Genomic DNA, 21334 nt, shown 5'->3' on the forward strand with positions numbered 1-21334 from the left:
TATATTCTCATCACTATCGGGTATTGGCCTGATTCGCAGCGCAGCGTTAAATAACTCACCTTTTATATTTCTAACAACGTTGCCAAAATTTGCGCTTGCTGCTCTTGATCATTGAAACAGTCAACTGGAATAAGATTGAACAATTCATAAAGCCGACGAATAAAACTGCGCCGAGTAGTGATATTCAGCCCCACGATGGCCTCAATCCGCGGCTGTAACCAACCACTGAATAACCAAGGCTGGCCGACGATAGCTAACACCTCGCTGAGAATCACATCCCCTGCCACACCACAAGCGTTTCCCATCCGGCCGCAATGATCTTCCAACCCCAAAAACATGAGTAAACGGCGAAGTTGATAAAGAGTGGCTGCCAAACGTTCGCCGTGTTGAGGGGGGGGCTGGCAAGACAAATCAAATGCGATCGCGCGCATCAGCACCCGGACTCGTTGCTGACGCTGCGGCCAGCGGCTGACCTGAGCAAACCACTCCGCTACTGATATCTCGTCTTGGTCAATACTTTGTGCAAACAGTTGTTTAACCGCCCCCAACTCACCGCTTTTCTTAGTACCAAACTCCAGCGAACCAAATAATTCAATCTCCCAGCCGGCGCCCTCCAGCAGCGGCTCAAGCAATAGCGATAAGCTATGACGCCGTAATGGATTATTTTTACTGTGCGCGATCATCGCGGCCAGCAAGAGAATCTGCTGCCCAACCGACAGCTCCCCTTGACGTAACTTACTGGCTAACAATGCAATATCCAGATTTAGCGGAATGCTCTGCTGCAATACGGTGTTCGTACTGTTGGTGACTTGCTCAATCAATTTCACCAAGAGTTGCTGACGGCGCTGGCGGTACTCCTCGGCATCGATAGATTTTTGATCTTTCAGGCGCGAACCGAGGCTGAGTCCGATCTCCTCCATTGTCTCTTCCAGCGCAGTTTGTCTTACCTCCGACAATTCCAGGCTGGCCAACGCGACAACCGAATGGGCGGGGGTTATTTCCCCCTGTAATGCGACGCCCCCCAATGGGGAACCATGCACAGCAACAGCATCAGAGATGTTATTGATGTTGATCATGAGCGAACTCCTGATGAGGTAGCGGCTCTTGTAACCACAAAATGAGTTGCGATAAATGGCAGCTAAGGGAAAGAGTGAGCTGGAGTAATGGTGACGCTAATTGCGCCTGATCCTCCGCCATATTTTCATCTGCGATGCACCGAACTCGCGTTCCTAGCGCAGAAACCACCGCAGACAAGTGCTGCGGATGCACCCGTAAAATCAGCTCATTGTGATGCGCCATTTTCTCTACTTGCATCCCAAGCCGATGAATCAGCGTCTCACTTACCGATTGCTGGCCCGCCCACGTGGTCACCACCGAGGTGATCGCCGCCAAAATCTGCTTACGGGCCTGCGCCACCAATAAAGACTCCACTTGCTCTGCCGCCACCAGCCAACCCACATGTTGTGCTAATACATCGTTTTCCATGCCTTGGCGGGCCTGATGAATCAGCTCATCGACCTGTTGTTGCGCCTGAGCCAACAACCTCTCTCTTTCGATCTCTGCGGCTTGCACAATTTCAGCGGCCTGTCTTTTGGCATGAGATAGAATATCCCGGCTTTGCGCCATAACCTGTAACTGAGCCGCTGGGATAACCCCACCGACGGGTAATACACCATCAAGCTTTACCACCTGAATATGAAAGGGATTCACATCAAACGCTCCAACCGGGTGAGCCAGCAGTCAGCCGAAATCGCTAACCTCCGTGGCAAAAATAACGCGCGAGGATAGGGAGGGAGCAAAATAGACATTGCACGCCAGATTATGCAATGAGCGCGAACGTGATGGGCGAGGCTATGCCCTAATCGTAAAGCGGTATGGAGTAAATCTTGTGGACTTAATCTGACGGAAAGGTAGCCGCGATATCCCATTCCCATTAATTGCTGAATATCGCCTTCACTCAAGAGCGGGGAAAGTGCCTGTCGATAACAGCGAATTCGCAGATAATCATCACATTGTAAATGTACCAATCCCAATGCCAGACAGCGGGCCGATAGGCGCTCAGGTGAGACCATTTGACATTGTTGCTGCTTAGTCAGTACTGCGGGCAAGGCAAATTGCGGAAAACTTCGCCGTTGGTTCAGTGCGTTATTTAACACCGAATCTAATGCACGACTGCGTCCATAACTGTAATTCTCGGCATTAACTCCCACGGCAGCCAGCCAGAGTGGGTGAGCAAATTGCGCAGGCCGCCAAGCTAACTGATGTAAATACCGGATATGGGTGGTTAGCGGCAATATCATCCTGCCCTCCTTTTGTATCACTTAGCGACGCAGATACCGTAACCAACAAACCGCCGACAACCCCACTAACCCAGCCAACAGCAGGCCCAAGACTATCTGCAATGTTCCAGCGTGGCGTAACAGCCATTGCAAACTGACTTCTGCGCGGCTTTGTTGCTGAGGTGTTGAGGCAGTGAAGCGATAATTGGTCGGCTGCATCACTACACTAATCTGCGAATAATCAATGCCGGGAATCCCGTCGCGGATAAGATTCTTGATTTGTGGCTGATAGCTCAACAAGTTAACTTCAGGTGAATATTTGATAAATACTGAGGCCGCATGGGGCACACTGCTTTTCCCGTCAGTGGGCGCAGGCATTGCGATAGTGACATCGGCTCGAATTACCCCATCCATATGACTCAACATGCTTTCTAATTGCTGCTCTTTCAAATAGACCATTTTGGCTTGCTCTTGCCCGGGCGAAGTCACTAATTGGTTAGAAGGAAATAACTCATCAACCGAGGCAAAACGCTGGCGAGGAAAACCATGCTGGCGCAATAGTTCCACCGCGTTGATAAACTGACTTTTATCGACACTCAGCCCAACGGTACCCCCTTTTTCAGGCTGCTTTTCTGCTTTGATTTGATGCAACATTAATAACGCCAACATCTGATTAGCTTCCCCTTCAGAAAGCCCGGTATACAGATCCATACCACAGCCTGAAAGGGAGAACACAACCAGTAAAAACGCTATCATGCGCCGCATCTGTTTCATTGCATGTTAACCAGTTTATTGATGTTTTGGCCGAGAACACCGGCAACTTTAGCAGTTAAATCAATAGATAATGTGGCATGCATCAATTCAGACTGAAGGGACAGCAGTGGGTCTGGGGAGATCATGGATGTCGTCGGATCCGCCGGTTGCATGAGTTGCGTAAATTTGGCGACTTGCTCTGCATCAACCGGAGGTTTCAATGGTGTGACCTGCATTGCAACAGCCTGAATAGCATCAATATCCATTGAGTCATCCCTTATTAATAAATGATGATTTTGGGTTAATAAATCCGGTGACTACGTAACGATTCTGCTTTTTTGTCTGTCGATGAAATCCCTTGTTGCAACAAAGCCAACAAGGCTTTTGCCTCTTTCGTTGAGGATGTAGCCAGCAATGCCAAGGCGCGCTCTTGCTCATTAAGCCCAAACCTCAACATCGCCTCACAAAGCAAGCACACCTGTGGGTCTGGAATTAATTGGGGCAAAACATTAAGAATGTCGCGCGCCTCTTTCAGCAAACTGTGATTAACTCCAGCCAGAGCCGCCTCAACCACTAATTGGCGACAAGGTTTTGAAAGTAAAATCATATTTTGGCAATAATCCCACTGGTCATATCCTTAATATTTTTCATCAAGGCACTGCTGAAATTGATATAAGATGAATACTGCTGCATTGCGAATTGCATTTTTAACATATGCTCAGGATCAGAGGGATTGCCGGAAACCATCTGGCTTTGAAAATCCTGCCCCATCTTATTGATGCTTTGCGTCAGTACATTCATTAACGCGTTGATATCCATCAGACCTCCTACTCCATGAGTGACCGCATATGTGACGGGCACTGCTGAAAACGGCGACGAAAACTATCAGAAAAGTGTGCGTGATTGCTAAAACCACATTCCATAGCGATATCCGCCACACGTAACCGTGTGGATAACAGCAACTCGCAACCTTTTTTCAGCCGTTGATCCAGTAGCCACTGTTTTGCAGACATACCGAATTTCTCATAAAACAAAAAATTCAATTTACGAGTCGAAATGCCCAACTCATCGGCATAGCGTGAAACCGTCCATGGATTAAGACGGTTTTTTTCAAAGAACTCCAATAATTCGTTATTTGTTCCAACAATTGACTCTAATAATCGAGAGAAATAGATAGCGTCCAATCCCAGACAATACAGATAAAGAAATCGTAATGATGCACTTCGTTCAATATCAACTAATTGTTCCGTCGCATAAATAATGTCGTTATTTGCAGGTAATATTTTATAGCGATCATATACCTGAGGTGGTAGGCGAAATTTATTTGACTGCACCATCTTACTGGCTAAATCCTGATATATTGGTAACAGGTCGATGGAATGACACGAGATGGAAATATAATCGCTTTGTGAAAAAGAAGATGCGCTAGCCTGTTCATTTGTTACGACTAAATGCCCTGCGGGCACGCTATGGCATACTCCTTCACTACGTAATATTCCTTCTTGCCGAAAGAGAATAAACTGTATTGATTTCATAATATTCCTTCGAGTGCCAAGATCCTTGTCTAATATTGACAAATAACACAGCAAGGCGATATCAGGCTTACACCTTAATTTTAATGAGTAAAACTCAGGCAATCCTATTTTATATAATATTATGAACCCAATAATAGGCCCATTGCGTCGTTGAACCCATCTAAATAGGCGCTTTTCTTTACAATTTCTTTTTTATTTTCAGTGAGTAAACTTTCCATAATCTCTCGCTCATCATTATGATTATTTATCCAAACACCTAAGGCACCTGAAGTAATCATACTCAACATAGATGACAAAATTGGAATATAGTTTTTTGCAAGTAAACATAAACCATCATAGACAGCCGGCTGGATAAAAACGCCCAGCATTCCTAAAGAAACCACCATCCCTACTCGAATAAGATAGGAGGTATAGCGGGCGATTTTTTTTGCGCTCTCGGGTGAAGCTTGGCAATATTCGGCTAACATAAAAACAGCCTGCTGCATGGCATCACTACCCATAGCCAGCTCATCTTTATTTTTACTGGCACAACTCCAGTTATGGTAGGCACAGGCGAGATTAGAAATCGATAACATAAGATTTAGCCCAGTAATCGCAGCAATAGGTGCTGTGACGCCACCACTACAAACAGTCACTCCCACACTGACGGCAAATGACGCCAAGGAGACGGTTAATTCAATGACATTAATAAAAAATTGTTTTTTGGCTAATTTGATTTTTACATTATTTAATTCATCTATTCTTTCTTCTCGAGCATCACGCAATTTATTAATGTCTTCATTTATCATAAAAACAAAATTGTGTAGAGTCGGTTTTTCATTATTAATTTCTTGATAATATTCTTTATTTAACGTTGAGGATGTAGAATGGCTACTATTATATCCAGTGATTTGATACATAGGCATCCACCTTAAATATTGTATATAACCTGTATTTCTTATTTTAGATACTGCATAACAATTGATTGGCTTTTTGAGCGGTAGGGGCATATGCAGGGCTAAAATAACTCATTTCAATGGCAGTCTGTAATGCTTCTCTGGCGTCAGCACCTCTATCCAATGCCAAAAAACAAATGGCCATTTGATAAACAGGTTCAGGATCTCTCGCCTCTAAAAGCAGTGCACAAGCATATGCACTCAGTGCCAGCGTAAATTCCTGTTGCATTTGCATTGTTGCGGCCAAGGCCAAATGGAACTGTGGTTCCAATGGGCAATATAAGGTCAGCCAAGAAAAATCAACCATTGCCGCCGCATAGTCATCTGCAAGCCATGCCTGATAACCTTGGGTATATTTTTCCTGTATCTCCAAAAGCGTCACCTTCTGATGTTCATTCATTATTTGTGGCTGAATAGCCCCTTTTCCTTTTAATACCTTATTTATTTTTGCGCAGAGAGTCTGTACATCATGGGGACTGGAATGATTCATTTTACACCTTCATTAGCTTCTCAGAACTAACATCAAATAACAGCCAGTCATCACCTTCAATATTTCTGTTGAATGCCCCTTTTGCGATAAGTATTTTAATTAGCCGACGCCGCATCTTTTGCAACGCTGGGTTAGCAATATTATCAATAATCATCATTCTGACTATTGATAGTTCAGGAATATCCTTTCCCAAGAGGTATAAAAAATTAAATAACTTTAAAAAATGACTAGATACTCCATCACTATCATTTCGTTCCAATAAACAAATTATAAAATCATTATTTTCAACACGATAAATAATGCGATAACCATATAGAAAAACTTCACTACCTACTTTGACTTGGCTCCTTTCAAAATAGGCAGTTTTAACCATATACCCTTGCTGAATAAGATACTGCGCGACGTTGATAGCAGGATCATTCATATATCATAATTTCACAGCCATGGAGATTTGGCCCATCATATTATTGATGGTATTACCCAAATCTTTCATATTTTGTCGCGCTTCATTGACCTTATCCAATAACTCACTCATATTTTTATTATAAGATTGTGCACTATGGCTTTGCAGATCACTGGTCATACGAAGCAAATCCGAACTTCGCGCCATATCCCCCTCAACCAATTTACCGCTCCCCGTCCCCAGTTGCCCAAGAGCGGAACTACCATGTGATGCGATATCACCAAACTTAATACTACCTAACGCTCCTATACCACTGACGGCACCTGAAAGGATAGAGCAAACACCACTGGCAACAGCCCCCGAGGCTGTTTTATCGATCGCCTCTCGTTTATTGCTCATGGAACTGACTTGGATATTCCAACCTAATATTTGTTGCTTCTGATTATAGGTATTGAGTAAGTCACGCATTTTTTTAAACAGTATGCTCATTTGAAATATAATATCTGACAAATCAGACATTATATTTTCAATATTATTCCCTGCTCCATTTTTCTCTTCTAGGGTGATCGCATCTTGTGTTGATATTGCTATATTATGGCTGATAGGTGTACTCATAATAACCTCGCTATACTAATGAACCGGCAATTTTCACCTGTAACATTCCGGTCTGATGGATGTTATCGTTTAATTTAGTCAATAGTTCCTGTGCATCCTGAGATGTTTCTTTGAGCTGTTTCAACTGATGCTGCTTATTTCTTTCAACCCATTCATCCATGAATTGAGTGAAGTCCTGATCAAGAATTAATTTCTCAATCTCTTTTTTCAAACCAGCCGATTGCACGGCCAGTTGACCATTATTAATTTGAACTGCGGCACTGCTGCATTTTTGCATAATCAGTAATGGTGAAGTACACAGATCTTTTAAAATAGTCTTGATAGACTTCTTCATGATGGCTTTGACACATTGCCGGCTCAATTCTTCTGTCGTAAGTGTGACACCTTTTTTAATCGCCTCCTGAAGTAAGTTTTTTGTCACACCAGAGACCATTTGTTCTATTCCCGCATGGGTAAAAGACTTGGTGATATTACTGACCAGCGTCATCTCCGCCTTTATCGCCTGTTTAGCAGCAGCTGACGCCATATCACAAGCCTCAACCATTTCTATTTCCATCGCTTTCATGGTGATATCGCGACTGACTTGCTTGCTGACATCCTTACCAAATTGCCCCGCTAACTGCTCAATTTCCCCGCTAGCCCCCCGCTTGACCGCATCCGTCAACGCTTCGCCGCCCCCAGCTTTGATTACATCGCCAGCCCCTTTAGACACAGCACGAGCAGCATTGATCGCACGAGCAGCCTGGAACAGATCAACTGCCATGGCAAAGCACTCAAAAGACAGTTGAACTTTAGAAGCCACATCAATAACTTGCTGACATTTATCCTTAGATGCGCCCAATAACATCGCGGTCTCCGCCGCCGCTTTAACTAAACCTGCCGTGCCTGCCGCCAAATAAGCAACGCCAGAAGCCATGGCTACAGGGTCTCCGGTTAATACGCCTTCAGCAACCTTAAATGCACCATAGACCACCTCAACCGCACCGATAACCCAATCCAATACTGCATTGAAAATCCCTGCCTTTTTGGCTTTATCTGCTTGTTCAACCGCTTTATCAATCTGTTGCTGATATTCAGCAACGCGCTTGTCGCGCAGAAAAGCCTGAACATCGGTTGCCCGTTCCATCTGCTTGCCAATTGACTGACACAAATCAGAGAACACCCCAAGGCTCAGATTGCCCGCCATCGACATAATAAGTTGCATATCAGTGCTACCCAGTCGATCTAGAGATAAATGGCTACGGTTCTCCCCTTTTGACGTGCTATGCGGTAAAGACGTTAGCAAACGATCGAGTGCACCTTGTGCATCTTGCTGCGTCACTCTGGGTGAGTTGATATGGCTGTCTACCGTGGGCGGAAGGCCGGCGATCCCTCGCCAATCTGGCATTTTTGCCGCAGATAAATGGGATGTTTTGCTGGTCTGTACTGTTGGCCAGTCACTCAAAACTGTCGTTTTAATCCCTAAGCCATCAGACATGTTGTACCTCCAGTAAGAGGGCCGCTAGCCCACGTTCAGCTTGCTGTTGTACTTCAACCCATTCAGGATGTGAATTGCACCAATTCAATGCCATTCGAAAGGCTTTTTTTGCATAATCCGTATTACCACAAGCCAGATAGCATTCACCCGCCAAGCAGGATGGACGGGGATCATCTATTTGAATTTGTCCCGCACGGCTAAAACAATAAATTGACTGATGAAGATCTACAGTTTGTTGATAACACAGCCCTAAGGTCAGCCAATATGAGAAATTCCAATGATCCAGTTGTATTAATAGATTTAATAAACGTTTAGCACTGTCATACTCACCGCCTTGGCACAATTGCACCGCATATTCATAAACCAGTGCCAAATCTTGGGGATTCATCTTAGCTAACATTCGCAAAGACCCACCCCGCCGCATAAAATTAATGACTTCGTCGCTCGGCTGAATATTCATCTCGTACCGTCCTTAGCATTGCCGCTTGATTAGCAAAGATTGCGGGCAATCGTCATCAATAAATCTTTTAAACCTGACTGCAATGTACTGATGTTATTGGCACAAACGTTATAATTCTGCATCACTTTCTGTAGCTGCAATTGGTCTTGACTCATGGTATCGGTGGCCCGATTTTTCTCATTATCTAATGCGGCTTTCACTGCCTGTAGCTGTCCTTTGTCCAGTTCGGGTCCATATTTTTGTAAATAGTCATCAATACTCATGCCATCGACACTAATACCGTTTTTTTTCATAAAGTCGATCACGGCATCAGGTAAGGCCTCTTTGGTTTTATCATCTCCCTTTGCTGCTTCCGCAATAATTTTATCGACCTGATTAGACATATCCTGTGTATCATTGGCATATTTTGAACGTGCCTGCATGCCTTTGAAATTAGTGCTAGCCAGATTAGAGAGCACATCGAGAAAAGAATAAAGAACCTCTAACCCCATACTAAAAATATCAGTAGCATCATGAACTTTATTCTGAACAGTATTATTTATAACATTGTTTCTTGACGATTTAACCGCATAAGTAGAAGGCTGTTTAGGTATACTGATAATAGTTGACATATAAATACTCCTACATTTCTGGCGAAATGAACTTTAAGGAAGAATGTAACTAGTTACTCTCTGTAACATTAATATTTATAAGTTGTGTTTCCATTTGTTTAAACTGTATTTTCATCTGTGAAATACAGACCATTAATTTGGCTTTTTCTTGTTTAAAGCCATTTGGAAAGGCGGCATCTAGTCGTGACAAAGCCTCTCTTGCTTTGTCATCCTGATTTGCTCGATCTTTAAGCAACTCGATATGCTTTTGAAAATCGTTAAGTTTATCCAGATCAGACTGCAATTTTCGATATCGCCATTGCAAATCACCTAATATTAATTGAATAGGATCATTGTCATTCATATAGCAACTCCTTATCTATTTATGAGCCTTTAAATTAATTTTGAATTATTAATTATTATCTGTCTTTTGTATTTACACGATTGTTTTAAAAAATGGACATAAAAACATATTTAATTTCCATAACGAATACCTAATATCTCTATTATTTTCTCCGCACTCTTCAATGCCAGCATCATGTCATTAAGATATCTGTAATTATCCGGTGTTTGCAGTAGAGACAATTGATGTGAAATTAATAATCTTTCCTTTCTGAGTAACGCTTTCCTATCCTGAATTGATGCAGCGTTATTTTTAATACTATCTTCCAGTCCTGTAATATGCCGCATAAATTAGTCCTTTTTATTAAAAATTCATGGGTATTTGTATCAAGTTGTTCGCTTTGAATAGTGAAAGGCCTTGCTCTGATATATCAATAACTTTATAACCATTATCCAGCACAAACCCTTGTTGTAAGCGAACACCATTAGCCAGTTGGATAAATTTTGCATGGCTATTTCCGCCATAACTCACGATGGCAGCAGGAAGAAGTTGAGCTGTTTGATCTGCGGCCGGGATATTTTGATACCTCACAGGCAGTTCATCAGAGTGCTGCTGGGCTAACATCTGCCGCAATTGCTGCTGCTGTTCCGGTGATAACAGACCACTTATCACAATCTCTTTTTGATTTTGTGTCATGCTCAGATAGCCTAATAATCCGAGCACTCTTAACTTTTCAACCAAGCGCGGGACTTGCCCATTATGGGAATTAACCACCGACCACCCCTTTAATCCAGCCACCGCTGCCAGCGCATCTTGAACATTTAACCACTGTTTGCCCATCTCAATGTCACCATAGAGAATGACATTTCCTGAGGTCTTCCCTGCACGAACCTCAATATCTTGATAACCATACTGGTGCAAGACATCACTGACACTGGCCGCGAGATGATCATCACAAACTAACTTATTGCGAAATACAATCTGATTGCGAGCCAGAAAGTTTTGTAGCTCAATCACTGTTGATGATGAAGCACAGTGACCACTCAAAGTCACACCACCGTCTGTTGTCCAATTGACTTTTACACCAGCTAAAGCGGGTTGCTTCAGTTGCGCTGATAATTGCGTTGGAATATCGGGGGGAAGGTAAGAAAATAATCGGTTAGATTGTTGTGTGAACCAAAATATCGACATAAATAATAGTAACAAGAGTGCAAATGTCACCATTGACAACCATAGCAATAAACGTGTACCTGAGCGAGGTGGTATTTTTATGTCACTCAACACATCTTTTTCTTCGCCAAGAACTAATGCTAATCCCGCGGCTTCAATCACCTGGCGCAAAGGGATCGACTGCTGCACATCATATCGAAAGCCATTAACCCAGACCGTCCCTGACACCCGCAATGTTATTTGATTTTCACCGATGACCAAGGTCAATATTTGCCCCTGAGGTAGAGACAACAGCACATCACATCCCTGCTCCCCAAGTGTGAACTCCCCCTCTGACAAGCTCAATTCACGCCCATTCAGTTCGCCATTTAGCAAACGAAGTTTGAATCCTGTTGCCATATTATTCCCCCATGTTAACCGGTACAGCTTTGATTAAAAACAGCCGGACAACACTGTGAGATTGCTTATTGGTACTGCGAAACAATCCACCTAATAAAGGAATATCACCTAATAATGGAATTTTATTTTGTGATTCCATTTGTTTATCTTGAATGAAGCCACCTAACAGTAAACTCTGCCCAACACGCAGTGTCGCTTGGGTCGAAATATCTGAATTCTGTATTTCGGGTAAAGGTTCACTGCTACTGATCGGAGCCTGTTGCTGACCATCCTGAATATTAAGGTTTAGTAGGACTTCTTTTACACCATTTGCATTGATCATCCGTGGGGTGACTCGCAATAGCGAACCCGATGTAACTGACTCCAACTTAGCGACCTTGTCGCCTTCCAGCTTTGTATAAAATGTGACATTTTTATCTAACACCGCTTGAATATTATTCAAGGTCACGACTGAAGGACGAGATAATACCCTAGCTCTTGAGTTCTTCTGTAATGCACTCAGACGAACCATAAAGTTCCCGGTATCGCCAATCACTGTGGAGAATCCATCGGTATTATTTTTAGTCGGCCCACTGTTAAATGAGATCCCCGCCCCACCAATCGACGTGGAGGCAGACCAATCGATACCAAGTTGGCTAATATCCCCCGCGTCAACATCAATAATAGTGACTGAAATTTCTATTTGGACTGGACGCTGATCCAATTGTGCAATCAAACTGCCATAGAGCGGCATATTAACTTGGCGATCACGAATAATAACGGCGTTTTGCCGAGGATCAGCAGAGAAAAGCGGTGTATTAGCAGGAATATCTCCCTGATCTTTTCCGCTAGCCAAAGGTAAATTATTCCCCGCACTCATCTCGCGTAATACGCTCACCAACCCTGGAAGAGTGACGAGTTGATCGCGATACTGATAACTCGAGTCGGCTGCTGAAGCATATTTTAGCTGGAAGACTTTGACTGTTTCTTTATTTTGGCCTTGCTGACGCACTTGAGAAGACAACATTTTGCTCAGTGTCGTCACCCGGTCAATACAAATAGGAACACCAGTAACTTCAATCGTACCCAAGCGAGAAATCGCTTTTACTGCACAATTTTTACCTGCAAATACACCACTATGCTGCAGATAATTGATTAACGTGGTCGTCGATAACCCATTAGGTGATATAAACTCTTTTCTGATCGATTGAGTTTTATAGAAATAAAGTATCTCGCCATCGTAGTACCACGTAATATTGTATAACCCCGCTAACTCAGACAATATTTGCTCTGGTGTTTTATCAACAATTTTTCCACTGAATTTTTCATTTATATCAGGGCTGACAACCACTGAGAAGCCATAGTTCGCGCCCAAATCTTTTAATAAGCTGGCAACCGTAATACCACGGCTATAAAGAAAGAAAGGTTCACCTTGCCACGGAATAGTATGTCCGTAGGCCAGTGGCATAAAAATCAACAACATTAAACAGGTTATTTTTCCCATAAGGCAACCTTGTTGATGTTCTTCCTATTCTCACCTAAGACGCTTGTTTTGACGGAGCCGAGGGTCGTTGCCAATGAATTAAAATGTTGAGTCACTGCATAAGTTTGTTCTAATTTTATTGATAAATTTTGACGCGCATCGTCAAGAGTCTCTCTGTCATTGGTAGTAAATCGACACCAAAGCCACCAATAATTATCAGTAAGCTGTAAAGCAAAATCCTGCGTATCTTCAAGTGCCACCAGCATGAGAGTGATATAGCGAATAACAGCATCGGATATCATTTTTTTCTCCATAAAAACAAGCCCGATACAAATAGAATGCGAATAATCTATCGCTTTGGCGGGGACGCCATTTAAAGTAAAACGCATAATATTTTTATCTGAAAAATCAAGGTCTCTGATTAAAGGCTGCATTTTTAATATATCTAACATCGGCGGTGACTCCTGCAATACCACATTCTCATTATCATCCGTGCTTAAATATTTGTTATAAGGCCAAAACCTGATTTATCCCTTTTTGAGAATTAAATGAATCTAAAACGAGTAGCAATCAAATCAGTGTAATTGTTGATATCAATTTTTAACTGTGGCGTACTAAAAAAAACAGTCAGGTGACCATTATGGAAAAATCATCATCTCTCGTCACTCGATTGACATTATTATTAGGCATAACATTGATGGCCATTTGGCTAATTTCAATTGCAACAAGCGCGTTCTTTTCATATGAAGATACACGTCAGCGATTAGTGAATGAATTAACACTTATGGCATCATTACGTGCAGATTTAAGTAATTATCAATTTGAAGGCGCAGAACGAGATGCAACGACACTGATCAACCATCAGGTAAATTATCTCGCTAATTGGCAATTACCCATGCCATTCCAAAATAATATGAATAGCAATATTCTTGTTAACTCAGCAAGTTGTCATACACCACAATCCAAGCATGACCTTCGAATAACACAAGCTTATGGCACTTCAGGTCAAACCTATTACCTTGATAGTTTTACAATTAATGAAAAAGAAGGTATTACTATTTTCAAACCACAAGAAACCTCTAATGAATATTTGAAACAGCGTCGGAAAGAATTACTTTCACTCCCTATATTCCCAACTCACAATAATTTTTTTTGGGGCATGCCTACATATACACCACAAAGTGGCTGGCATGTCTCTGTAGCTGCATGTGACCAATCTGGCTCATTAGCGGGGTTCTCATTAAAACTAAATGAACTGGTCACAGATAATCGACCAATAGAACAAAGAGATATTAATTTATGGCTGGATAAATATGGTGAGCTACTACCACTTTCCCCCCCCAATATACCGTCGAGCCAGCTATACGAAATTCTCAAACAACTTAAAAATAGTGAGTTACATGATGGTTGGCAACAAACGCCCGATTATCTGGTGCTGAGAACCCAGCTAAAAGGCCCCGGTTGGCAACAATTAGTTATTTATCCACGAGTCGGTTTTGCTTGGGAAGCAGCAAAGCCCGCATTGCATCAACTTCCCTTTGCTCTGGCTATTTTACTGTTACTCACCCTCATACTTTCTCTATTACTGCGTTATTACCTGGCCATTCCCTTATGGAATTTCGTCAATATTATTGGTGCTACCGGTCCGAAGGCCATGGATCCACGTTTGCCAGTTAAACGCATGGATGAGTTAGGGCATATTGCTCGTGCTTACAATAACTTACTAGACAAGTTGAATGAACAGTACGACACACTGGAAATGAAAGTAAAAGAACGCACACTGGCGTTGGCACAGTCAAAACAAGCTGCTGAACAGGCAAATCATCGCAAAAGTGAGCATCTGACAACAATAAGTCATGAAATTCGTACTCCACTGAATGGTGCTCTGGGGGCCATCGAGTTATTACAAAATACCCCGTTAACATCTAAACAAAGCCGACTAGCTGACACCGCCCACCAATGCTCGTGTTCTTTACTGGCAATAATCAATAATCTTTTGGATTTCTCGCGCATTGAATCAGGCCAATTAGAATTAGCTCAAGAGAAAACGGCCCTATTACCTTTATTGGATCAGGCCATGCTAACTATCCACAGTCAGGTTTTGAATAAGCCCATTATTCTGACGACTTATGTCAGTGCAGACGTACCACTGGAACTTGAACTGGATAGCCAGCGACTCAAACAGATATTAATTAATCTCTTAGGCAATGCCGTTAAGTTTACGCAACAGGGGCACATTCGCCTTAATGTTGAGCAGAAAGACAAGCAACTCAACTTTACTGTTGAAGATACCGGCTGTGGCATTGATTTACAGCACCAACAAGAAATATTCAGCCCCTTTGTCCAGACCTGTCACAACGGACAAGGCACCGGTTTGGGGCTCACGATTGCAGATAATCTGGCAAGAATGATGGGCGGAGCGATTACCCTGTGCAGCAAACTAAATTACGGCAGCAACTTCACATTAATTTTGCCATTTATTGGGGGAGCACCGACAAAACCTTTTCAAGGTGAATGTGTTGCACCATGGCCTTTACATATTCAATTATCTGCCTGGGGTATAACCTGCCGACCGCCGAATAATGAATCGTTAGATAGGCGGCAGACACTTTTAGCTGATAAAGAATTATGTTATCTACCGGGTCGTTTATATACCAAGGTGAAAAAGTATTTGGGTGCTCAGGAGCAATCTGCCCCGTATCAACAAGAGATAAAACAACACCTCCCGCTACAACCCTGGCAGATGTCCATATTATTGGTCGACGACGCAGAAACTAATCGTGATATTACTGGCATGATGTTGCGGGAGTTAGGTCATCAGGTCACATTGGCCGAAAGTGGTCAAATAGCGCTGAATATTGGGCAGACGCAGCGTTTTGATCTGGTCTTGATGGATATTCGGATGCCGGGTATCGATGGTCTAACAACAAGTCGATATTGGCGCAATGATGCCCTTAATCTGGATAATCGCTGCATGATAACGGCGCTAAGTGCAAATGCGGGTCCAGATGAAAAAATAAAAGCGCATCAAGCGGGAATGAATCACCATCTCTCCAAACCCGTGACATTCAGTCAACTGGCTGAAGTCCTCGATCTGGCGGCACAATTTCAACTCGAACGTGGGATTAATCTCATCCCTCAAATATCGATGCCCAAACCAATATGGGATCTAGGTGACGATTCACTGCGCCTTAAAATATCACAATCACTCCACGTGCTACTGCAACAAGCTAGAGACTCTCTGACTCATATCCCCACGTTATCAGACCATCTCCACACACTGAAAGGGTGCGCTGGACAAGCAGGGCTGATTGCATTGCAAGACGCCGTTATCCAACTGGAAATAGCCATCAAGGCTCAGAAAACTATTACACAGCAAGATATCACTCGCCTAGACGAGATAACCCATGGGTTATTTAAACCATGGAGTCCATGAAAATCTATTTAAATCATCAGGTAAAAGGAATAACTTTATGAATACAAAATTATTGATTGTTGACGATCATGAGCTGATTATTAATGGCATAAAAAATATGCTTATTACCTATCCGCGTTATCAAATTGTAGGTCAGGCGGAGAATGGATTGGATGTCTATAACTTATGTCGCCAAACTGAGCCAGATATTGTCATTGTCGATTTAGGGTTGCCGGGGATGGATGGTCTGGATGTGATTATTCAGCTTCTTCGTCGCTGGCCGACCATGAAAATTCTGGCACTGACTGCTCGTCATGAAGAACACTATGCCAGCAGAACATTAAATAATGGTGCTCTGGGTTATGTACTAAAGAAAAGCCCGCAGCAGATTCTAATGGCTGCGATTCAAACTGTCGCCGCGGGTAAACGCTATATTGATCCTGCTCTTAATAGCGCGCTACTGAATAAATTGGCTCAAAGTACTGATGCTAACCAACCCGTTCTAACACCACGCGAGCGGCAGATTCTTAAACTCATTACTGAAGGTTCTTGTAACCGCATTATTGCTGATCAGTTGTCGATCAGTCAAAAAACGGTTGAAACGCATCGTCTTAATATGATGAAAAAACTGGATGTGCATAAAGTCGCCGAACTTATCCACTGGTCATATCGCTTGGGCTTAAATTAATAACCTCTATGAGTTATCTTCACGCTTATTGCTTATGGCAGTTATAAACAGAAACCCTCTGTTAGTATCACTCTAACAGAGGGTTTTGATGGATAAATTACTTAATAGTTAGTTTTGAAGGGGGGTCTGCTTCGGTGCAAACAACGCTTTCTCATATGCCTTGGCTTTTTTATGATCAAATTGGTGTTCCCATTTGGCGATAACTAATACCGCCAATGCATTTCCCACCACATTCAGTGCAGTACGCGCCATATCTAAAATACGGTCAACCCCCGCAATAAAGGCCAAACCTTCCAGCGGAATACCCACACTGCCTAATGTGGCCAACAAGACGACAAAAGAAACACCTGGAACACCGGCAATGCCTTTCGACGTAACCATTAAGGTCAGCACCAAAATAATCTCTTGCCCAATGGACAGTTCAATACCGTATAGCTGGGCAATAAATATGGCCGCAATACTTTGATATAGTGTCGAGCCATCAAGATTAAATGAATAGCCTGTCGGCACTACAAAGCTGGTAATCGCTTTAGGCGCACCATAAGCTTCCATTTTTTCAATGATTCGTGGCAATACCGTTTCAGAACTGGCGGTAGAATACGCCAGGATCAGCTCATCTTTGAGGATTCTAATCAATATCCAAATACGCAAGTTACATAATCTTGCCACAATCCCCATAACCACTAAGGCAAAGAAAATAATCGCGGCGTAAACCAGAATAACTAGCTTGGCGAGTGGAATAAGGGAAGCAAAACCAAAATTGGCCACGGTCACCGAGATCAAGCCAAACACCCCGATAGGGGCATAACGCATAATCATGTGAGTTACTTTGAACATGCTTTCAGAAACAGCTTTAAACACATTCAATAAAGGTTCTTTGGTTTCTTTTGGCAATGAAGACAGCCCTAAACCAAATAATACTGAGAAGAAGATAATCGGTAACATATCGCCTTTCGCCATTGAGGCAAAGACGTTGGCAGGAATCAGCGACAAAATGGTGCTCACCAGACTGTGGCTACCACTTTGTACTTGCTCAGTGGTTTTTTCGTACTGAGAGATATCGACGACAGTCAATGCAGACATATCGATGCCATGCCCCGGCTGGAACACATTCGCCAAGGTGATCCCGATAATGATGGCAACTGTGGTAATTACTTCGAAATAAATAATCGTTTTCAGACCGATTCGACCTAGCTTTTTGGCATCGCCGACACCCGCGATACCGACAATCAATGTTGAAATAACAATCGGTACAACAATCATTTTAATTAAGCGGATGAAAATATCGCCCGCCGGACTTAAAACATTACTAACTAACCATTCTCTTGATTCAATTTGATTATGTAAAATCGCACCAACTAAAATACCTAATACCAGCGCAATGAGAATTTGCCAGGCCAGACCTATTTTTACACTTTTCATACCCTAAAAATCCCTCAAAGCATCCCATAAAATGCAAGTCGCCAAGCATCTTAAATAGAATACTTAATCATTAAATACGGGGCTATAGTTGATAAAACTTATGGTTCGACCTCCCGCCAGCCGTCCACGTTATAAATCAGTATCATTTATAGGCACTCGTCTGCAAGCCTTGTTTACGCTGGGCCTACAGGGTGGTAGTGGAGCATATACGGCAAAGAAAATCGTTACTCTGCAGTAAATATTTGTTATTAAAACAGTAAAATACAATTCTGATGAATAGCAACCGGATTAGGTAGGAGAAAAAACGAACGAAATTAAATTACGGTATAAACTCCTAATATGCTTAATTTTTTGATTCATTATGTTTTCATTTTGTTAAACCATATAATTGTAATTGTCCTCTTATTTTGAGTATCCTGCAACCAAAGTCGACCTTTTTTAAAGAAAAATAGAAAATAAAATAGATGAAGAAAAATAGAAAAATGCATATTTATGCTTTTCGTTTTTTTAATTACCGCACGTATATTTCAAGTTGGAATATATATATTTTTTTAATTACAGCAAGATATTAAAATAATATTTTCACTACAGTTGTCAATAAACACACCATTTTTTAGTTAACAACTTTTATTTTATTGCATTAATCACTCTACGTTAATGTTTCTCAGTGCAAAGGTCAGCCAATATCCCCTTTTCATACTGAAAATGAGCTGATGAGCACATTTCCTTTCCTTTATTACATGGCTCTATAGCGCCTCTCCTATCATTAAGATATCGATTCACCACGCAGCGCATTAAGTAAGTCACTAAATCAACATCTTTTATGCGTGATCTGCCGCCCAAAAAAGAAACAAAACAACCCCTCACACTATAATTAACTTTTGATTGACATATTATTAACAATCTCAAGGAGAACTATTATGAGCCAAATACATAAACACCCTATTCCAACTGCAATTGCAGAGCATGCCCTGATAAACCCGGAACAATATAATCAATACTATCAACAATCTGTGCAGAGCCCTGATGAATTCTGGGGAGAACATGGCAAGATTATTGATTGGATTAAGCCGTATAAAACAGTGAAAAATACCTCTTTCGACCCCGGGCATGTGAGTATCCGCTGGTTTGAAGATGGCACATTGAATCTCGCCGCTAACTGTCTTGATCGTCATTTGGCGGAACGCGGTGATCAAACTGCAATTATCTGGGAAGGTGATGACCCTAATCAGTCTAAAACGGTCACCTACAAACAACTTCACCACGACGTATGCCAATTTGCCAATGTGCTGAAAAAGCTAGGTATCAAGAAAGGCGATGTCGTGGCTATTTATATGCCCATGGTGCCCGAAGCGGCTGTTGCAATGCTGGCATGTGCACGTATTGGTGCCGTTCACTCAGTGATTTTTGGCGGTTTCTCACCTGACGCGGTGGCTGGCCGAATTATCGACTCTAACTCAAAACTGGTGATTACTGCCGATGAAGGCATTCGTGCTGGTCGCGCAATTCCACTGAAAAAAAATGTCGATGAAGCACTGAAAAACCCTGCCATCACTAGCATCAAAAATGTTGTCGTATTCCAACGTACTGGTAATGCTAGTTATTGGAAAGATGGGCGAGACCTGTGGTGGCATGACCTTATTAAGGATGTTCCTGCAGACTGCCCCGCAGAAGAAATGAATGCAGAAGACCCATTGTTCATCCTTTATACCTCTGGATCCACCGGTAAGCCCAAAGGAGTATTGCATACAACTGGTGGATATCTGGTCTATGCCGCACTCACCTTTAAATACGTTTTTGACTACCATCCCGGCGATATTTATTGGTGTACCGCGGATGTTGGCTGGGTGACCGGACACAGTTATCTGCTATATGGCCCACTGGCTTGTGGCGCAATTACATTGATGTTTGAAGGCGTCCCTAACTATCCTGGGGTCAATCGACTCGGTCAGGTCATTGATAAACATCAGGTTAATATTTTGTACACCGCTCCTACGGCTATCCGCGCCTTAATGGCTGAAGGTGACAAAGCCATCGAGGGGACCAAGCGCACATCACTACGCATCATGGGTTCAGTGGGTGAGCCTATCAACCCAGAAGCATGGGAATGGTATTACAACAAAATCGGTAACAGTCAGTGCCCAATTGTTGATACTTGGTGGCAGACGGAAACCGGGGGTTTCATGATAACACCACTACCGGGCGCAACTGAGCTAAAAGCTGGCTCTGCCACTCGCCCATTCTTTGGTGTTCAACCTGCATTGGTCGATAACTTGGGCAACCCACAAGAAGGTGCCGCGGAAGGTAACCTTGTCATCACCGATTCATGGCCGGGCCAGGCTAGAACCTTGTTTGGTGACCATGATCGTTTTGAGCAAACCTACTTTTCTACCTTTAAGGGCATGTATTTCAGCGGTGATGGCGCACGCCGTGACGAAGATGGTTACTACTGGATAACTGGCCGCGTGGATGATGTGCTGAACGTTTCAGGCCACCGGTTAGGAACTGCTGAAATTGAATCTGCTTTAGTCGCACATCCCAAAATTGCTGAAGCTGCTGTTGTTGGCGTGCCACACAATATTAAAGGGCAAGCAATTTATGCCTATATCACATTGAATCATGGCGAAGAGCCAACACCAGAGCTGTATACCGAAGTGCGTAATTGGGTACGTAAAGAAATTGGCCCAATAGCGACACCAGATATTCTGCACTGGACGGATTCACTCCCCAAAACCCGTTCAGGGAAGATCATGCGCCGGATCCTGCGCAAAATCGCAGCAGGGGATACCAGCAACTTAGGGGATACCTCAACACTCGCCGATCCGGGGGTCGTCGACAAATTACTGGAAGAAAAACAATCAATGCAAGCACCGTCGTAAATTGTGCCGCCTTCGGGCG

General features: G+C 42.9%; 24 protein-coding genes. 3 read left to right on the forward strand and 21 right to left on the reverse strand.

What is annotated here, in order from left to right; all coding sequences use genetic code 11:
* Positions 1-62 precede the first annotated feature (62 nt).
* From ACIOG0_RS20045 to ACIOG0_RS20140, 20 genes are all read right to left on the reverse strand, one after another.
* Positions 63-1076: a TyeA family type III secretion system gatekeeper subunit gene (locus ACIOG0_RS20045; RefSeq protein ID WP_050295954.1), complete on the reverse strand. Its 1014-nt coding sequence runs from the start codon at positions 1074-1076 to the stop codon at positions 63-65.
* Complete coding sequence (sctL, locus tag ACIOG0_RS20050) at positions 1060-1710, reverse strand: type III secretion system stator protein SctL (protein ID WP_128451803.1); 651 nt, start codon at positions 1708-1710, stop codon at positions 1060-1062. Before sctL ends, ACIOG0_RS20045 begins: the two co-directional genes overlap by 17 nt.
* Positions 1707-2300: a type III secretion system domain-containing protein gene (locus tag ACIOG0_RS20055; protein ID WP_050099663.1), complete on the reverse strand. Its 594-nt coding sequence runs from the start codon at positions 2298-2300 to the stop codon at positions 1707-1709. Before ACIOG0_RS20055 ends, sctL begins: the two co-directional genes overlap by 4 nt.
* Before the next feature lie 21 nt (positions 2301-2321).
* Positions 2322-3053, reverse strand: a complete 732-nt coding sequence (gene ssaJ / locus ACIOG0_RS20060; protein WP_050099661.1) for an EscJ/YscJ/HrcJ family type III secretion inner membrane ring protein SsaJ — start codon at positions 3051-3053, stop codon at positions 2322-2324.
* Positions 3050-3298, reverse strand: coding sequence for a type III secretion system inner rod subunit SctI (gene sctI / locus ACIOG0_RS20065; RefSeq protein WP_050099656.1), 249 nt, complete (start codon positions 3296-3298; stop codon positions 3050-3052). Before sctI ends, ssaJ begins: the two co-directional genes overlap by 4 nt.
* Positions 3299-3333: 35 nt before the next feature.
* Positions 3334-3639: an EscG/YscG/SsaH family type III secretion system needle protein co-chaperone gene (locus ACIOG0_RS20070; RefSeq protein ID WP_050099650.1), complete on the reverse strand. Its 306-nt coding sequence runs from the start codon at positions 3637-3639 to the stop codon at positions 3334-3336.
* Positions 3636-3851, reverse strand: a complete 216-nt coding sequence (gene sctF / locus ACIOG0_RS20075) for a type III secretion system needle filament subunit SctF (protein ID WP_050099646.1) — start codon at positions 3849-3851, stop codon at positions 3636-3638. The genes ACIOG0_RS20070 and sctF overlap by 4 nt, the downstream gene beginning before the upstream one ends.
* Positions 3852-3859: 8 nt before the next feature.
* A complete protein-coding gene (locus tag ACIOG0_RS20080) occupies positions 3860-4567 on the reverse strand; it encodes a helix-turn-helix transcriptional regulator (protein WP_050099645.1) in 708 nt (235 codons plus the stop codon).
* Between the two features lie 119 nt (positions 4568-4686).
* Positions 4687-5466: a hypothetical protein gene (locus ACIOG0_RS20085; protein ID WP_050099644.1), complete on the reverse strand. Its 780-nt coding sequence runs from the start codon at positions 5464-5466 to the stop codon at positions 4687-4689.
* A 43-nt stretch (positions 5467-5509) separates the two neighbouring features.
* Positions 5510-5992: a hypothetical protein gene (locus ACIOG0_RS20090; RefSeq protein ID WP_050099643.1), complete on the reverse strand. Its 483-nt coding sequence runs from the start codon at positions 5990-5992 to the stop codon at positions 5510-5512.
* 1 nt (position 5993) lies between these two features.
* Positions 5994-6416: a pathogenicity island 2 effector protein SseE gene (locus ACIOG0_RS20095; protein ID WP_050099642.1), complete on the reverse strand. Its 423-nt coding sequence runs from the start codon at positions 6414-6416 to the stop codon at positions 5994-5996.
* Between the two features lie 3 nt (positions 6417-6419).
* Positions 6420-7010: a chemotaxis protein gene (locus ACIOG0_RS20100; RefSeq protein ID WP_128451804.1), complete on the reverse strand. Its 591-nt coding sequence runs from the start codon at positions 7008-7010 to the stop codon at positions 6420-6422.
* 10 nt (positions 7011-7020) lie between these two features.
* Positions 7021-8487 (reverse strand): type III secretion system translocon subunit SctE, encoded by a 1467-nt coding sequence (sctE, locus tag ACIOG0_RS20105; RefSeq protein ID WP_128451805.1) that lies wholly within the window; start codon positions 8485-8487, stop codon positions 7021-7023.
* Positions 8480-8947 (reverse strand): SycD/LcrH family type III secretion system chaperone, encoded by a 468-nt coding sequence (locus ACIOG0_RS20110; protein WP_050099639.1) that lies wholly within the window; start codon positions 8945-8947, stop codon positions 8480-8482. The genes sctE and ACIOG0_RS20110 overlap by 8 nt, the downstream gene beginning before the upstream one ends.
* Positions 8948-8976: 29 nt before the next feature.
* The gene (locus tag ACIOG0_RS20115) at positions 8977-9558 is read right to left on the reverse strand and encodes a chemotaxis protein (protein WP_050099638.1); all 582 of its coding nucleotides are present in this window, start codon (positions 9556-9558) and stop codon (positions 8977-8979) included.
* Positions 9559-9607: 49 nt separating this feature from the next.
* A complete protein-coding gene (locus ACIOG0_RS20120; RefSeq protein WP_128451806.1) occupies positions 9608-9901 on the reverse strand; it encodes a chromosome partitioning protein ParA in 294 nt (97 codons plus the stop codon).
* Between the two features lie 110 nt (positions 9902-10011).
* Positions 10012-10227, reverse strand: a complete 216-nt coding sequence (locus ACIOG0_RS20125) for an EscE/YscE/SsaE family type III secretion system needle protein co-chaperone (RefSeq protein ID WP_050141150.1) — start codon at positions 10225-10227, stop codon at positions 10012-10014.
* A 16-nt stretch (positions 10228-10243) separates the two neighbouring features.
* Positions 10244-11449: a type III secretion system inner membrane ring subunit SctD gene (sctD, locus tag ACIOG0_RS20130; protein WP_050099635.1), complete on the reverse strand. Its 1206-nt coding sequence runs from the start codon at positions 11447-11449 to the stop codon at positions 10244-10246.
* A gap of 1 nt (position 11450) precedes the next feature.
* Positions 11451-12932 (reverse strand): EscC/YscC/HrcC family type III secretion system outer membrane ring protein, encoded by a 1482-nt coding sequence (locus ACIOG0_RS20135; RefSeq protein ID WP_128451807.1) that lies wholly within the window; start codon positions 12930-12932, stop codon positions 11451-11453.
* Entirely contained in the window at positions 12920-13363 is a 444-nt protein-coding gene (locus ACIOG0_RS20140) for a hypothetical protein (RefSeq protein WP_128451808.1), read from the reverse strand. The genes ACIOG0_RS20135 and ACIOG0_RS20140 overlap by 13 nt, the downstream gene beginning before the upstream one ends.
* 188 nt (positions 13364-13551) lie before the next feature.
* Here ACIOG0_RS20140 and ACIOG0_RS20145 point away from each other — a divergent pair, with 188 nt between their 5' ends.
* Both ACIOG0_RS20145 and ACIOG0_RS20150 read left to right on the forward strand, forming a co-directional pair.
* Positions 13552-16347 (forward strand): two component system sensor kinase, encoded by a 2796-nt coding sequence (locus ACIOG0_RS20145; RefSeq protein ID WP_128451809.1) that lies wholly within the window; start codon positions 13552-13554, stop codon positions 16345-16347.
* 37 nt (positions 16348-16384) lie between these two features.
* Complete coding sequence (locus ACIOG0_RS20150; RefSeq protein WP_050099631.1) at positions 16385-17014, forward strand: two component system response regulator; 630 nt, start codon at positions 16385-16387, stop codon at positions 17012-17014.
* 108 nt (positions 17015-17122) lie between these two features.
* Here ACIOG0_RS20150 and gltP read toward each other — a convergent pair whose 3' ends face one another.
* Positions 17123-18436 carry a glutamate/aspartate:proton symporter GltP gene (gltP, locus tag ACIOG0_RS20155; protein ID WP_050099630.1) on the reverse strand — a complete coding sequence of 438 codons (1314 nt, stop codon included), beginning with the start codon at positions 18434-18436 and terminating at the stop codon, positions 17123-17125.
* 920 nt (positions 18437-19356) lie between these two features.
* Between gltP and acs the strand changes: the two genes are divergently transcribed.
* Positions 19357-21315 (forward strand): acetate--CoA ligase, encoded by a 1959-nt coding sequence (gene acs, locus ACIOG0_RS20160; RefSeq protein WP_050099629.1) that lies wholly within the window; start codon positions 19357-19359, stop codon positions 21313-21315.
* Positions 21316-21334 lie beyond the last annotated feature (19 nt).

Origin of the sequence: Yersinia vastinensis, assembly GCF_044905075.1 — a bacterium.
GTDB lineage: Bacteria > Pseudomonadota > Gammaproteobacteria > Enterobacterales > Enterobacteriaceae > Yersinia > Yersinia vastinensis.

Bases quoted from the DNA above. Each gene is read 5' to 3' on its own strand.
- ACIOG0_RS20045 (WP_050295954.1), bottom strand. From the start codon at position 1,076: ATGATCAACATCAATAACATCTCTGATGCTGTTGCTGTGCATGGTTCC.
- ACIOG0_RS20055 (WP_050099663.1), bottom strand. From the start codon at position 2,300: ATGATATTGCCGCTAACCACCCATATCCGGTATTTACATCAGTTAGCT.
- ssaJ (WP_050099661.1), bottom strand. From the start codon at position 3,053: ATGAAACAGATGCGGCGCATGATAGCGTTTTTACTGGTTGTGTTCTCC.
- sctI (WP_050099656.1), bottom strand. From the start codon at position 3,298: ATGGATATTGATGCTATTCAGGCTGTTGCAATGCAGGTCACACCATTG.
- ACIOG0_RS20070 (WP_050099650.1), bottom strand. From the start codon at position 3,639: ATGATTTTACTTTCAAAACCTTGTCGCCAATTAGTGGTTGAGGCGGCT.
- sctF (WP_050099646.1), bottom strand. From the start codon at position 3,851: ATGGATATCAACGCGTTAATGAATGTACTGACGCAAAGCATCAATAAG.
- ACIOG0_RS20080 (WP_050099645.1), bottom strand. From the start codon at position 4,567: ATGAAATCAATACAGTTTATTCTCTTTCGGCAAGAAGGAATATTACGT.
- ACIOG0_RS20085 (WP_050099644.1), bottom strand. From the start codon at position 5,466: ATGTATCAAATCACTGGATATAATAGTAGCCATTCTACATCCTCAACG.
- ACIOG0_RS20090 (WP_050099643.1), bottom strand. From the start codon at position 5,992: ATGAATCATTCCAGTCCCCATGATGTACAGACTCTCTGCGCAAAAATA.
- ACIOG0_RS20095 (WP_050099642.1), bottom strand. From the start codon at position 6,416: ATGAATGATCCTGCTATCAACGTCGCGCAGTATCTTATTCAGCAAGGG.
- ACIOG0_RS20100 (WP_128451804.1), bottom strand. From the start codon at position 7,010: ATGAGTACACCTATCAGCCATAATATAGCAATATCAACACAAGATGCG.
- sctE (WP_128451805.1), bottom strand. From the start codon at position 8,487: ATGTCTGATGGCTTAGGGATTAAAACGACAGTTTTGAGTGACTGGCCA.
- ACIOG0_RS20110 (WP_050099639.1), bottom strand. From the start codon at position 8,947: ATGAATATTCAGCCGAGCGACGAAGTCATTAATTTTATGCGGCGGGGT.
- ACIOG0_RS20115 (WP_050099638.1), bottom strand. From the start codon at position 9,558: ATGTCAACTATTATCAGTATACCTAAACAGCCTTCTACTTATGCGGTT.
- ACIOG0_RS20120 (WP_128451806.1), bottom strand. From the start codon at position 9,901: ATGAATGACAATGATCCTATTCAATTAATATTAGGTGATTTGCAATGG.
- ACIOG0_RS20125 (WP_050141150.1), bottom strand. From the start codon at position 10,227: ATGCGGCATATTACAGGACTGGAAGATAGTATTAAAAATAACGCTGCA.
- sctD (WP_050099635.1), bottom strand. From the start codon at position 11,449: ATGGCAACAGGATTCAAACTTCGTTTGCTAAATGGCGAACTGAATGGG.
- ACIOG0_RS20135 (WP_128451807.1), bottom strand. From the start codon at position 12,932: ATGGGAAAAATAACCTGTTTAATGTTGTTGATTTTTATGCCACTGGCC.
- ACIOG0_RS20140 (WP_128451808.1), bottom strand. From the start codon at position 13,363: ATGTTAGATATATTAAAAATGCAGCCTTTAATCAGAGACCTTGATTTT.
- ACIOG0_RS20145 (WP_128451809.1), top strand. From the start codon at position 13,552: ATGGAAAAATCATCATCTCTCGTCACTCGATTGACATTATTATTAGGC.
- ACIOG0_RS20150 (WP_050099631.1), top strand. From the start codon at position 16,385: ATGAATACAAAATTATTGATTGTTGACGATCATGAGCTGATTATTAAT.
- gltP (WP_050099630.1), bottom strand. From the start codon at position 18,436: ATGAAAAGTGTAAAAATAGGTCTGGCCTGGCAAATTCTCATTGCGCTG.
- acs (WP_050099629.1), top strand. From the start codon at position 19,357: ATGAGCCAAATACATAAACACCCTATTCCAACTGCAATTGCAGAGCAT.